Raw genomic sequence first — 13,310 nt, forward strand, 5'->3', positions numbered from 1 at the left:
ACGCCACGTCCGGTGAGTGCACGAGCACCTCCCGGCCGGAGTCGACAGATCCCAGGCAAGACCCGAAGTCAGTGGGAGGGTGGGTCAAACCCCGGCGGGAGGTGCTCATCACCATCCTCTCTGTGGGTGGGGGAGGCGGTGGCACCCCGGAAGATCACGCGGGGTTCGACGGTGTTGGTCCGGTTTTCGTGCGGACGCCGCCTGGTGTTGCGGTGCGCCCGACATATTGACCCGCGTGGAACGAAGGAATCTTCTCCGGGCGGCCGTCGCCGCCCCCGCCGCGACCCTTGTCACGACCGCCGCCGGCGCCGCACCCGCTCAGGCCGCGGCCGGCCGTTTCGACGCCGACAGCCCCCGCTTCGCGATCGCGGTGCTGCCCGACACCCAATATCTGTTCGACGCCGACAGCGCCGACCCCGCGCCCCTGCGGGAGACCTTCGGCTATCTGCTGGAGCAGCGGGCCGAGGACAACATCGCCTTCCTGACGCATCTGGGCGACGTCACCGAGCACGGCACCGAGCAGGAGATCGTGCTGGCCGGTCAGACGTTCACCAAGATCGACGGCAAGCTGCCGTACAGCGTGCTCGCGGGCAACCACGACGTCAACGGCTCGACCGACGACCAGCGCGGCCCCAGCGCGTACCTGTCGACCTTCGGCCCGCAGCGTCAGCGCAAGTCGCGGACGTTCCTGGGCGCCTCCAAGGACGGCTACAACAGCGCGCACCTGATCGAGGCGGCCGGTCGCCAGTGGCTGATCCTCGCGCTCGACTGGCGCATCTCGGACGGCGGGCTGGCCTGGGCCCGCGAGACGCTCAAGAACCACCCGGTCCCCGCGATCGTCACGACGCACGACCTCGCCTACGCCGACGACGCCGGGAAGGCGTACCTCTCGGGCAACGGGCAGCGGCTCTGGGACCAGCTGGTCAAGGGCAACGACCAGATCTTCCTGACGTTGAACGGGCACTACTGGCCGCCCGGCCGCGCGGTCCTGACCAACGACGCCGGCCACGACGTCCACGTGCACATCACCAACTACCAGGACCGCTACTACGGCGGCGCCGGCATGATCCGGCTCTACCGCTTCGACCTGGTGCGCAACCGCATCGACGTCGAGACGTTCGCGCCCTGGTTCCTGGCGCGTGATCCGAGCAAGCGCACCCCGCTCGAGGCCGAGACGATCGAGCTGACCAGCGATGTCGACCGCTTCAGCCTCGACTTCGACTTCGGGCGGCGCTTCCCGCTCGCCGCGCCGGCTCCCCGACCGGCCGCCCAGGTGGTCGACCGGCACACCGCCGCCTACTGGCGGTTCGACGGCAACGGCCAGTCGGTGGCCGACGGCGCTACCGTCCGGGACCTCTCCGGCAAGGGCAACCACCTCACCGTACGGCGTCTCGCCAACAGCACCGACCAGACGCTCACCGTTTCGGCGGAGCACCACGTCGGCGCCCCGGCCCACGCCAGCCTGCGTTTCGACGGCGGCAAGGGCCCCGACCGCGGCGCGATCCTGCACACCGCGGCCGACGCCCCGATCAACGGTGAGAAGTTCCTCGGCGGCTACACCATCGAGGCGTTCGTCAAGCTGCCCGAGCCGTTCGAGGGCGACCACGCCTGGATGGGCATCCTCAGCTGGGAGGGCCGGGCCGGCGACGCGGGCAAGCACAGCGGCTGGTCCGACCTTGAGCCCACCTGCAGCCTGAACATCTCGGGCGAGCGGTTCCTGCAGTACGTGCTCTACTCCGAGATCGGCGACCACAACCCGACGTCGTGGAGCCACGCCCTGCCGACCGGCGTGTGGCAGCACCTCGCGGTCGTCAACGACGGCAAACGCTCGATCGTCTACGTCAACGGTTCCAAGATCGCCCGGAACCCGACCCAGCCCGCGCAGGGCATCGCCACGCTGGGCCGTCCCTTCGTGCTCGGCGCGACGTCGTTCGACCTGAAGTACGGCCAGGGCTTCTACGGCTGGATCGGCGACGTGCGGATCACCGGGCGGGCGCTGCGCCCGGCCCAGTTCCTCCCGGGGGGCCACTACCGCTGATCCTTGCCCAGCGCCCATGATCGGGGGATGGACAGGAGGGCCCGGGGTCTCGCGCTGCTGGTCGCGGGCGCCTTCTTCATGGAGATCCTCGACGCGACGGTGATCGCCCCGGCGGCGCCGCACATCGCCGGCGACCTCGGGGTGCCGCCGGTCACCGTGAACGTGGCGATCACCGCCTACCTGCTCACGCTGGCCGTCTTCATCCCGATCAGCGGCTGGCTGACCGAGCGGTTCGGCGCCCGCCGGGTCTTCACCGTCGCGATCATCGTGTTCACGCTGGCCTCGGCCGGCTGCGCCGCCGCGGTCAACCTGCCGATGCTCGTCGGCACCCGGGTGCTGCAGGGCGTCGGCGGGGCCCTCATGGTGCCGGTGGGCCGGCTGGTGGTCATCCGCACGACGGCCAAGACCGATCTGGTACGGGCCATCGCGTACCTGACCTGGCCCGCGCTCGCCGCTCCGCTGATCGCCCCGGCGCTCGGCGGGCTCCTCAGCACGTACGCGTCCTGGCGCCTGATCTTCCTGGTCAACGTGCCGCTCGGCCTGCTCGCGCTGCCGCTGGCCCGCCGCCTGATCCCCGACGTGCGCGCCGACACACCGCGCCGCCTCGACCGGCGCGGCTTCCTGCTGGTCGCCACCGGCACGGCGGCCCTGGTGGCCGGCCTGGAGGGAATCGCCGATCAGAACCCCCGCTGGCCGCTCGCGGTCGCCCTGCTGTTCGGGGCGGCCACGGCGCTGATCCTGACCGTCGTTCACCTGCTGCGCGCCGCGAACCCCCTGGTCGACCTGCGCATCCTGCGTGTCCGCACCTACCGCGTGACCGCCCTCGGCGGTTCGGTCTTCCGCGCCGTCATGAACGCGATCCCGTTCCTGCTGCCCCTGCTCTTCCAGCTCGGCTTCGGCTGGACAGCCGCGCAGGCCGGCCTGGTCGTGATCGCCCTGTTCGCCGGCAACATCGGCATCAAGCCGGTCACCACCCCGCTGATGCGCCGCTTCGGCATGCGCCCGGTCATGGCCGGCGCCGTGCTGGCCTCGGCCGCCTGCCTGATCGCCCTGTCCTCGCTGACCGGCTCCACGCCGCTGCCGCTCATCCTGCTCGTGCTGGCCCTCAGCGGCACCTTCCGCTCGATCGGCTTCACCACGTACAACACGCTGGCCTTCGCCGATGTCCCACCCGAGCGCCTGACCGGCGCCAACACCCTGATGTCGACGGTCCAGGAACTCGGCGCGGGCCTGGGCGTGGCTTGCGGCGCCCTCCTCGTACGACTGGGCGCCTCGTTCACCGAGGGTGCCGAGCCCCGCTTCCGCGTCGCCTTCCTCGCCCTCGCCGTCCTGCTGGTGGTCCCCGCCGTCGAGGCCTTCCGCCTGCCCGCGACGGCCGGAAACCTCATCGTCGGCCGCGCGAAGTCCTGACCCCCGGACGGCCCGATGTGCCCATGACGCCCGGTCCCACCCCGCCGGGCAGTTGCGGGTCCGGGCCCGCCGACCTACCCGAGCCGCCGACCACCTCGACCGCCGGCCCTCGGCCCCGGCGGCGGGCACCCACGTGTTCATGGGCCACGGCCGATCTCCGCTGTGGCGCGAGCTGAAGAACTTCGTCGTCGACCGGCTCCACCTTCCCTACGACGAGTTCGCTCCCTGGTCGCTCGGCAGAACGAGGGTCTGTCGTCGGGGGCCTGACTGCCCTACGGCGACCGGCACGGTCGAGCACGTCGGGGATTGATCGGGCGCTCAGCGCAGGCGCAGCGTCAGCGCCGTGCCGCCGATCTCGATGAGGTCGCCGGGGCGCAGATCGACGGTGGCGATCGGGTGGCCGTTGACCCGGGTGCCGTTGTGCGAGCCGAGGTCGGTCAGGGTGATGCGGTCGTCGTGGACCTCGATGATCAGGTGGCGGCGGGACACGCCGGGGTCGCGCAGGCGTACCCCGGCCTCCCGGTCACGGCCCAGCACGGTCAGGCCCGGGGGCAGCCCCCACGCCTGGCCCTCGGCGCTGACCAGCGTCGCGCGGGCGTCGTCCGGGGGCGGCGCCGGACGCGGGGGAGGAGGGTCGGGCTCGAGCAGGGCGGCCACCCGGAAGGTGCCGGTGTCGAGGTCGTCGCCCTGGAACACCTGGACGGAGACGTCGCCGTAGACGATCCAGGCCTGCTCGGCGATCAGCGACGCCTGCAGGGTGGCCAGCTCCTGCGCCAGCCGGGCCGCGTGCGGGGCCCAGCGCCGGTGGTCGTAGGCGGAGAGCCCGACCGTGTAGTGGTTGGGCACCAGAGTCCGGCCGCCGGCCAGCAGCGCCTTGTGCCGCTCGGCCTCGCGCCGCATGGCGTCCAGGATGTCCGCCGGGCGCACCGCACCGGAGGGCTCGAGCCTCTCGAGCCCCAGGCGTTCGGGCGCAGCGGTCACGGCGTCATCCAGACGGGTCGTACGGCACGGCGGCATGACACGCCGCGCCGGAGTCGGCGCGGCGCCCGGAGGCCTTCGGCGGCATGCCAGGCAAGCTCAGCTGACGAGTATGCCAGGCGAGGGCCGCCGCGATCAGGACACTGTCGCGCGGATGTCGCCCAGACCCCGTGCCACCAGGAACTTCCCGCCGTCGGCGAGCCGGTGCGTCCAGGTGTGCGACTCGGCGTCCCAGCGGCGCCACAGCCGGCGGTCGGCGTGCACGGTGACCCGCGCCGACTTGCCCGGCTCGACCGTCACGGAGGTCCACCCGACCAGGCGTACGGGTTCGTCACGCTCGACCGGGCGCAGGTAGACCTGCACGACCTCGCGGCTCTCGTGCCGGCCGACGTTGCGCACGGTCACCGTGATCGACGGCGCGTCGCCGGTCACCAGCCGCACGTCGGAGTACTCCCACTCGCCGTACCCGAGCCCGTGCCCCAGCCAGAACGCCGGCTCCGGCGCGTGGCCCGCGAAGTGCCCGCGGTAGCCGATGAACGTGCCCTCGCTGTATTCCAGCCGGCCGTCGACCGGTGTCACCGACCACGCGGGCGCGGCCCCGTCGGCCGCCGGGAACGTGGTGACCAGCCGTCCGGCCGGCTCGATGTCGCCCAGCAGGGCGGCCGCCACGGCGTGCCCGCCCTCCTGCCCGGGCAGGCCGGCCCAGAGCACCGCGTCGACCCGGGGCAGCCAGGGCATGAGCACCGGCGTGCCCGCGTTGACGACCACGACCGTCCGCCGGGCCGCGCCCGCCACCGCCTCGACCAGCGCGTCCTGGGCGCCGGGCAGCCGCAGCGTGGTCTTGTCGACCGCCTCCGTCTCCTGCTCCTCGGTGAGGCCGACGACCACCACGGCCACGTCCGCGCCGGCCGCCGCGCGGACGGCGTCGTCGATCACGTCGACCGTCTCGCGGGAGGCCCCGTTGCCGATCAGCCCGTAGAGCCCCATGCCGTCGATGGACACGGACGCCTCGAAGGTGCCCAGCCCCTCGGCGGTGATCACCCTGGTGGGCGGCGTGAGCACTTCCTCGCCCATGCCGGAACCCGAGGTCCGCAGCTCGAACGACGACGACTGCTCCCCGGCGACGAGCTGCCAGGCGCCCACGCCGAGAACACCCAGCTCGGCCGGCCCGTCGGCGTGCACGTCGGCCACGAACCGGGCGGTGGCGACGGTGCCGGTGAAGGGGTCGTCCATCCCGATCATCGTCTTGGCCTGGGGGCAGAAGCGGCGCTCGAGTTCCGAGCCGGCCGCGTCGTACAGGATGACGTCGATGCCCGGCTGCCCGTTCGAGGGCGCGGTCAGGAAGCCGCCACGCGCGGGCACGGGACGGGTGCGCACGTCCACCCCGTCGACCACCGTCACCCGGTCGCCGAGCAGCGCGCTCAGCCCCTCGGCCACGCTGACCTGGTACGGCGGGTTCACCGCGGCCGAGCCGCCGCCCATGTCGATCGTCTCGAGGGCGTGCCGCCCGATCAGCGCCACGCCGGTCGAGCGGTTCAGCGGCAGCAGGTCGCTGTCGTTCTTGAGCACGGTGATTCCGCTCGCCGCCAGCCGGGTCAACTGCTCCCGGCGTACGGGGGAGGTCGGCTCGGGAAGGTCGGCCGGGTAGTCCCGCGGCACGCCCAGGGCGCCGACCCGCTGGGCCAGGCGCAGCAGCCGCGTGACGTGGTCGTCGATGGCCGTCTCGTCGACCTCGCCCGCCCGCACCGCGGCGACCAGCGCGTCACCCCACGGCCCGTCCGGTCCCGGCATCACCAGGTCGAGTCCGCCGGCGGCCGCCGGTCCGGCCGTCTTCGTGGCGAACCAGTCCGACATGATCAGCCCCGAGTAGCCCCAGGCTCCCTTGACGACCTCGTTGTTCACGTACTGCTGCTCGGTCGCCGGCACGCCGTTGACGTCGTTGTAGGCCGCCATGATCGACCACGCGTCGGCCTCGTCGACCGCGATCTCGAACGGCAGCAGGTAGAGCTCGTGCAGCGTCTTCTCGTCGACCACCGAGCTCATCGTGTTGCGCTCGGTCTCGCTCTCGTTGGCCACCAGGTGTTTGAGGCACGCGCCCACGCCGTTGTCCTGCAGGCCGCGCACATAGGCGGCGGCCAGCCGGCCGGTGAGCAGCGGATCCTCCGAGTACGCCTCGAACAGGCGCCCGCCCAGCGCCGAGCGGTGCAGGTTGATCGTGGGGCCGAGCACGACGTGGATCTGCTGCGCCATCGCCTCCTCGGCGAGGAGCTGCCCGACCTCGTACGCCGTCCGCTCGTCCCACGCGGCGGCGAGCAGGGTGGCGTTCGGGAACAGGGTGACCACCCGGCCCCCGGTGAACTTCAGACCGCGTACGCCCGTGGGCCCGTCGGAGAAGCGCATCTCGCGCAACCCGATCGACGGTTCGTCCGCGAGGGTGAATGCGGTCGCGCCGGTGAGCAGGCGAACCTTGGCCGGGAGATCGAGCGACTTGACGAGGGCGGCGAGATCGGACGTCATGGCCCCATAGTTACACGTGTAAGTTGGGTTGTCATGGCCGACTCCACGACCAGACGAGTCACCAGCGCCGACGTCGCCCGCCTGGCCGGGGTGTCCCGCGCGACGGTCAGCTACGTCCTCAACGACACGCCGCGCCAGACCATCTCGGCCGGCACCCGCGACCGGGTCCGCGAGGCGGCCGCCCGGCTCGGCTACTCGCCCTCGGCCGCCGCCCGCACCCTGCGCACCGGCCGCTCCGACGTGGTGCTCTGCCTGCTGCCCGACTGGCCGATCGGCACCGAGGTCGGCTCCAACCTCGGCCACCTGTCCGCCGCGCTGGCCCGGCACGGCCTGACGCTCGTCGTGCACCCCGGCAACCACGCCGACCGCCCGATCGCCGAGTTGTGGAAGGCGATCACCCCGGCGGCCGTCATCGCGTACACCGCCTTCACCGACCCCGAGATCGCCGCGATGCGCTCGGCCGGGGTCGCCCTGATCGCCCTGTCGCGCCGCGACCGGGGGCACGAGCTGGCCGTCCCGCAGGAGCTCGTCGGGCGCCGCCAGGCCGAGCACCTCGCGCAGGCCGGGCACACCCGGCTCGGGTACGCCTACCCCGACGACCCGCGCGTGCGGTTCTTCGCCGAGCCGCGGCTGGCCGGCGTCCGGGCCGTGTGCGCCGCCCGCCGGCTCCCCACCCCGGTCGGCCTGACGGTCCCGCTCGACCCGGCGGCCGCGGCCGATGCCGTACGGCGGTGGCAGGCGACCGGGGTCACCGGCGTCTGCGCCTACAACGACGAGGTGGCGCTGGCCGTGCTGGCCGGCCTGCGCCGCGACAACCGGTCGGCGCCGGACGACCTGGCGGTGATCGGGGTCGACGACATCCCGGCGGCCCGCCTGGCCGGCCCGCCGCTCACCACGGTGACCACCGATCAGGCCGTGGTCGGCGCGCACCTGGCGGCCACGGTCGTGGCCGCGATGCAGGGCCGGGCCGCCCCCACGCTGCCGGCCGCCGACATCGTCCGGGTGGTGCCCCGCGAGTCGGCATGATCAGCCGGCGTCGATGAAGCTGACAACAAACGCACAGGCGAGGCACATGGGCGGCTCAGCCGGCTGGCGAAGGGTGAGGGGGTGAGGACAGCCCGCCGAAGGGGGATGAGCGCCATGCTCGTTTCGCTGAACAGCAACCGTGGTCATCGCGACTTCACCGCCACCGCGACCGACCTCCCGATCAACCCGGCGAGCCTGCCCGCCGCCCCCGGCCCGCTGCCCGCGGTGGCCTACCTGGGTCATCCCGGCCGTGTCGCCGGCCTGCCGCAGCACCTGCCGCCCGGCTGGTCGCTGCGGCGCGCGACCGGCCTCGACGACCTGCGGCCCGACGAGCTCGTGCTGATCACCGCGGCCACCCCCGGCGACGTCGCCCGGGCCCGCCGCACCCTGCCGCCGGCCACGCTGATCGTCGCCCTGGTCGACGAGGAGGCGCCGGCCGAGCGGGTCGCCGGGGTGCTCACCGCCGGGGCCGACGCCTGCGTGCGGGGCGCTCAGCCCGAGATCCTGGCCGGCCACCTGGTCGCCTGCCGCCGCCGCGACCGGGCCGGCCGCTGGGCCCGGCTCAACGAGCAGGACAGGCGCTTCTGACCCCGGGCCGCCCGCGAAGCGTGCGGCCCGCTCTCCGGGGAGCAGTGCGCGAGCGGTCGGGCGACGGTTCGCCGGTGCTCAGCCGGGCCACCCGCCAGGGGTCCAGGCATCGTCCGGGGCGGGAGTCCGGGCCTCGCCCAGATACCGGCGCAACGCGGTCAGGCTGGGATGCCGGTTGTCCGATCGGTATAGCAGGGAGTGCGGATAGACCGGCGTCGGGGTTCGGAGCGGGATGCGCCGCAGATCGTGGCCGGCCGGCCAGGCGTACCGGTCACCGGCGCCGATCAGGGTGGCCAGCTCGGCGGACTCCGCGATGGCGTCCATCAGCGCCTCGGTGCCGAAGTTGGGGCCGATCCGGTCGATGCTCAGGGCGAAGTCGGCGGTCAGCTCCTGATAGAAGGCGGCCCATTCACTGCCCGGACTGATGCCGGGGATCCAGATGCGATGCCCGGCGAGCTCGGCCGGGCGCAGCGCGGGCGCGGCGGCGAGCGGGTGGCCGGGGCCGGCGAGCAGCTGGAGAGGATCGTGCAGAGCCGGTACGGCGGTGACGCCTGGGGGCAGCGGCCCCGGCACCGCGCGGAAGGTCGCGTCGATCTCCCCGGCCAGCAGGGCGCCGGCCGCCGTCGTCACGGTCGCGCCGGGCAGCGTCACCACGTCCAGGTCGATGCCCGGGGCAGCGCGATAGAACGCGCGCAGCGCCTGGGCCGGGGCGATGCGCAGATGCAGCACATCGACGCGCAGAGCCCGCTCGCCGGGCCGTACCGAAGCGGTGGCCCGGTCGACGGCGCGCAGCACTTCCCGGGCGTGCGGCAGGAACGCCCGGCCGTCCAGGGTGAGATGGGCGCCTCGAGCCGTACGGGTGAACAGCGTGGCGCCGAGGCCGTGCTCCAGCTTGGCGATCCGTTTGGAGACCGCTTGCTGGGTCAGGTGCAGCTCGACGGCCGCCTCCTGGAACTGCCCGGTGTCCGCGACGGCGAGGAACGTTCGTACAGTCTCGAGGTCCACAACCAACGGTTGTACCAGGACGATCAATTCGTTGTTGGACCGCTGGTGGGCGCCCCTGATCGAATCCCTGGACATGGGTCAGGCATTCAATGGGTTGTGGGCTGCCTTCGTGGCTTCCACCGTGGGGACGTGGCTGGGCTTCGGGGCCTTTCCGCTCATCGCCATTCAGGTGCTGGGGGCCGGCCCGGCCGCCGTCTCCGCCCTCGCCGCCACGGGGCTGGCCGCGGGGGCGCTGCTCGCCCTGCCGCTGGGCCCGTGGGCCGAGCGGCACCGCAGACGGCCGGTCATGATCGCAACGGACATCGTGCGGTTCGGGGCCCTGCTCAGCATCCCGGTCGGCTACGGCCTCGGCCTGCTCAGCTACACCCACCTGGTGGTCGTGTCGGTGATCGGGGCGGCGGCGAACATCGCTTTCACCGCGGCGAGCGGGGCATATCTGAAGAGCGTCGTCGCGCCGGACCAGCTGCTGCCGGCCAACGCGCGCTTCGAATCCACCGCCTGGACGGCCATCGCGCTCGGTCCCGCACTGGGCGGTGCGGCCGTCAGCCTGCTCGGGCCGGTGGTGACCATCTACGCCAATGCCGCCGGATTCCTGCTTTCCGGGCTGGCGCTCGCGGCGATCCGGGTGCGGGAGACACCCGTACGGACGAGGCCCGTCGAGCGGCTGCGCGCGGCCGCCCTGGCCGACGGCTGGCGGTTCATCAACGCCGATCGCCGGTTGCGAGACCTGTTCCGGAACACGGTCGTCGTCAACGCCCTGATCATGGCGACCGAACCGCTGCTGGCCGTCCTGCTGCTCCGCGACCTCGGCTGGCCGGCCTGGCAGTACGGACTGGCCTTCAGCGTGCCCTGCGTCGGCGGCCTCCTCGGGGCGCGGCTGGCCACCCGGCTCGAGGCGCGTCACGGGCGGGCCCGCGTGCTGGCCGTGGCCGGGGTGCTGCGAGTCGTCAGCCCCCTGGGTCTCGTGCTCGCCACGCCTGGCCCGATCGGCTTCGGGCTGGTGGTCGTGGTGGAGTTCGTCGTGATCACGGGCATGGGCTTGTTCAACCCGCTGCTCGCCACCGAGCGCCTGCAGCGGGTGCCGGACGACCGGATCGGACGGGTGCTGACCGCCTGGACGGTGACCACCACGGGAGCGATCGCGGTGGTGACCGCGCTGTGGGGCGTGCTGGCCGCCCTGACCAGCCCGCGGACCGCCATCGGGATCGCCGGCGTGCTCCTGCTGTTCACCCCGCTGCTGCTGCCGGACAGCGACCGCGCTCGTCGGCCCCGGCCATCCGCCGGTCCGGTCACGTGACGGTCCACGACGGATCGACGCCGATAACAGTCGCATAACGCCAGGCGATGGAGGCCATCCAGGGGATCGTCCGTTCCTGGTGATTTGCGGCGAAGGCCGTGGCCCGGTACAGCTGACTCCTCACAAGTTCATAGGCAATTCCTAGGCGGCGTTGATAGTCCTTCGACGTGCTGACTGAGACCCGCCCCGCGACCGGCACCGCCCGAGTGCTGGTCGTCGATGACGAGCCCGCCATCTCCACGCTGCTCAGCGCGACCCTGCGCCTCGTCGAGTTCGACGTGCGGGTGGCCGACACCGGTCACCGCGCGTTGCTCGCGGTCGAGGAGTTCGAGCCCGACCTGGTCCTGCTCGACGTGATGCTGCCCGACCTGAACGGCTTCGACGTGGCCCGGCGGCTGCGCGCCGCCGGCTCGCGGGTGCCGGTGCTCTTCCTGTCGGCCCGCCATGGCCTGGACGACCGCATCGTCGAGTCGGGCGTGTACCACCTGCGCCGCAAGATCGACAACGTCGGGCCGCCGCTCATCCACACCGTCCGCGGCGTCGGCTACGCGCTCCGGGTGCCCCGCGGCGATGACTGAGATGCCGTTCCGGCGCTGGCGGCACTGGACGCTGCGTTCCCGCCTCGTGCTGGTGGTCGCGGTGCTGACCGCGGTGGCGCTCGTGCTCGCCAACGTCGCCGGGCTGCTGCTCATCCGCAGCTACCTGATCGACCGCAGCGACGACCAGCTGCGCGGGATGGCCGGCCCGTTCGCCCATTCCCGGCCGGCCGGCCTCGCGATGCCGGGCCGGGTCCCGGTGTCCGGTCAGCACTACGACACGGGGGTGAGCCCGCGAAAACTGGTCGCCCGTCTCGGCCCCGACCACGTCGGCTTCGTCTACACCCCGGACGGGACCTTCGTTGCGTCGCAGAGCTCCGAGGTCGACGTCGCCCGTCCGGCGGTCCCGTCGCTGACCGAGATCGAGCTGCCCTACGGGGTCGGGGAGCCGTACACGGTCCGGGCCGGCGACGGCAGCGCCGACTGGCGGATGATCGCGGTGCGCAACAAGGTCACCGGGGCGACCGCCGTGATCGGCCTGTCCCTGTCCGAGGTGGATCAGACCACCGAGCGTCTGCTGATCATCGACTTCGCCGTGAGCCTGCTCGTGCTCGCCCTGCTGGGGCTGGGAGCCGCCTTTGTCGTACGGCTGGGGTTGCGGCCCTTGACCGACATGGAACGCCTGGCCACCGCCATCTCCGCCGGCAACCTGAGCGGCCGGGTGGCCGACACCGATCCGCACACCGAGCCGGGCCGGCTCGGGCGGGCGCTCAACTCCATGCTCGGCCGCATCGAGGCCGAGGTCGGCGCGCGTACCGCCTCCGAGGGCCGGATGCGGCAGTTCCTCGCGGACGCCTCGCACGAGCTGCGCACCCCGCTCACCTCCATCCGCGGCTTCGCCGAGCTGTACCGGCGGGGCGGCGTCCAGCCGGGCCCGGCGCTCGAACGCATCGAGTCGGAGGCCGGGCGGATGAGCGTGCTGGTCGAGGACATGCTGGTGCTGGCCCGGCTCGACCAGCAACGCCCGCTCGCCCGCCGCCCGGTCGACCTGCTCGCGGTCGCCGCCGACACGGTCCGCGACGCGCACGCCCGCGCCCAGGGGCGGGTGGTGCGGCTGGCCGGGCTGCGCGACGACGACGGGACCTTCGAGCCGGCCACCGTGCTCGGCGACGAGCACGCGCTGCGCCAGGTCGCCGCCAACCTCGTCGCCAACGCGCTCCAGCACACCCCGGCCGGGGCCGAGGTCACCGTGCGGGTCGGGGTACGGCCGGCCCGCCCGCCGGCGCCCGGCAGCGTGGTGTCCGAGCCCGTGTCGCCCGCCGGTGACGTCGCCGTCCTCGAGGTGGCCGACGACGGGCCGGGGATAGCCGCGGAGCACGCCCCACGGGTCTTCGAACGGCTCTACCGTGCCGACGCGAGCCGCTTCCGCGGCAAGGGCGGCGGCTCGGGACTGGGCCTGTCGATCGCCGCCGCGTTCGTGCACGGCCACGGCGGCCGGGTCGAGCTCGAGTCGCCGCCGGGCGGGGGAGCCACCTTCCGCGTGGTGCTCCCGGCGACCGGGCTTTGAGTGGAACATCACCGACGAGGACACCCGGCAGGTGAAATCTCAGCTGGCCGAGCCGCCTTCGGTGCTGTACGCGCCGTTCGCCCGAGAAGCGAGGGGCCGCGCGCTCTCCCCACCGACGCCGTCCCGCTGACACAATGCGGGGCATGGACGAAGCGACTCGAGAACGAGACGACTCCGTAACTGGTGAGCCGGGGATCAACCGGCGCGCGTTCTTCGGCCGGGCCCTGCTGCTGGCGGGCGGGGCGGCCACCGTGCTGACCCTGTCGGGCTGCCCGGGTGGCGGCGGCGGCGGCGACGACGATGACGATGACGATGACGGTGGCGACGACGACGATTAGCGCGGGGGCA

General features: G+C 73.1%; 11 protein-coding genes. 8 read left to right on the forward strand and 3 right to left on the reverse strand.

The features are described 5' to 3' along the window. Positions 1–235 precede the first annotated feature (235 nt). Together HJC40_RS38300 and HJC40_RS38305 are read left to right on the forward strand one after the other, a co-directional pair. The gene (locus tag HJC40_RS38300) at positions 236–2,038 is read left to right on the forward strand and encodes a LamG-like jellyroll fold domain-containing protein (RefSeq protein ID WP_250008459.1); all 1,803 of its coding nucleotides are present in this window, start codon (positions 236–238) and stop codon (positions 2,036–2,038) included. Positions 2,039–2,065: 27 nt separating this feature from the next. Continuing rightward, positions 2,066–3,448: an MFS transporter gene (locus HJC40_RS38305; RefSeq protein ID WP_250008460.1), complete on the forward strand. Its 1,383-nt coding sequence runs from the start codon at positions 2,066–2,068 to the stop codon at positions 3,446–3,448. Between the two features lie 318 nt (positions 3,449–3,766). Here HJC40_RS38305 and HJC40_RS38310 read toward each other — a convergent pair whose 3' ends face one another. After that, a complete protein-coding gene (locus tag HJC40_RS38310) occupies positions 3,767–4,429 on the reverse strand; it encodes a DUF3662 and FHA domain-containing protein (protein ID WP_250008461.1) in 663 nt (220 codons plus the stop codon). Between the two features lie 132 nt (positions 4,430–4,561). Next, a complete protein-coding gene (locus HJC40_RS38315) occupies positions 4,562–6,943 on the reverse strand; it encodes a beta-glucosidase (RefSeq protein ID WP_250008462.1) in 2,382 nt (793 codons plus the stop codon). A gap of 33 nt (positions 6,944–6,976) precedes the next feature. On the opposite strand from HJC40_RS38315, the gene HJC40_RS38320 reads away from it, so the two are divergent. Further along, positions 6,977–7,969 carry a LacI family DNA-binding transcriptional regulator gene (locus HJC40_RS38320; RefSeq protein ID WP_250008463.1) on the forward strand — a complete coding sequence of 331 codons (993 nt, stop codon included), beginning with the start codon at positions 6,977–6,979 and terminating at the stop codon, positions 7,967–7,969. Between the two features lie 114 nt (positions 7,970–8,083). After that, the gene (locus HJC40_RS38325) at positions 8,084–8,557 is read left to right on the forward strand and encodes a hypothetical protein (RefSeq protein ID WP_250008464.1); all 474 of its coding nucleotides are present in this window, start codon (positions 8,084–8,086) and stop codon (positions 8,555–8,557) included. Positions 8,558–8,635: 78 nt separating this feature from the next. Here the strand turns inward: HJC40_RS38325 and HJC40_RS38330 are convergent, their stop codons facing one another. Next, on the reverse strand, positions 8,636–9,562 hold the full coding sequence (locus tag HJC40_RS38330) for a LysR family transcriptional regulator (RefSeq protein WP_250008466.1): 927 nt from the start codon (positions 9,560–9,562) through the stop codon (positions 8,636–8,638). Between the two features lie 73 nt (positions 9,563–9,635). On the opposite strand from HJC40_RS38330, the gene HJC40_RS38335 reads away from it, so the two are divergent. The 4 genes from HJC40_RS38335 to HJC40_RS38350 all read left to right on the forward strand — a co-directional run bounded on the left by HJC40_RS38335 (position 9,636) and on the right by HJC40_RS38350 (position 13,300). Next, positions 9,636–10,859: an MFS transporter gene (locus HJC40_RS38335; RefSeq protein WP_284044330.1), complete on the forward strand. Its 1,224-nt coding sequence runs from the start codon at positions 9,636–9,638 to the stop codon at positions 10,857–10,859. A gap of 170 nt (positions 10,860–11,029) precedes the next feature. Further along, positions 11,030–11,437 carry a response regulator gene (locus HJC40_RS38340; RefSeq protein WP_284044340.1) on the forward strand — a complete coding sequence of 136 codons (408 nt, stop codon included), beginning with the start codon at positions 11,030–11,032 and terminating at the stop codon, positions 11,435–11,437. Next, a complete protein-coding gene (locus tag HJC40_RS38345; RefSeq protein WP_250008469.1) occupies positions 11,430–12,962 on the forward strand; it encodes a cell wall metabolism sensor histidine kinase WalK in 1,533 nt (510 codons plus the stop codon). The genes HJC40_RS38340 and HJC40_RS38345 overlap by 8 nt, the downstream gene beginning before the upstream one ends. 143 nt (positions 12,963–13,105) lie before the next feature. Continuing rightward, complete coding sequence (locus HJC40_RS38350; RefSeq protein WP_250008470.1) at positions 13,106–13,300, forward strand: hypothetical protein; 195 nt, start codon at positions 13,106–13,108, stop codon at positions 13,298–13,300. Positions 13,301–13,310: the final 10 nt, after the last annotated feature.

The organism is Actinoplanes sp. M2I2 (genome assembly GCF_023544445.1).
In the GTDB taxonomy this organism is placed as follows: domain Bacteria; phylum Actinomycetota; class Actinomycetes; order Mycobacteriales; family Micromonosporaceae; genus Actinoplanes.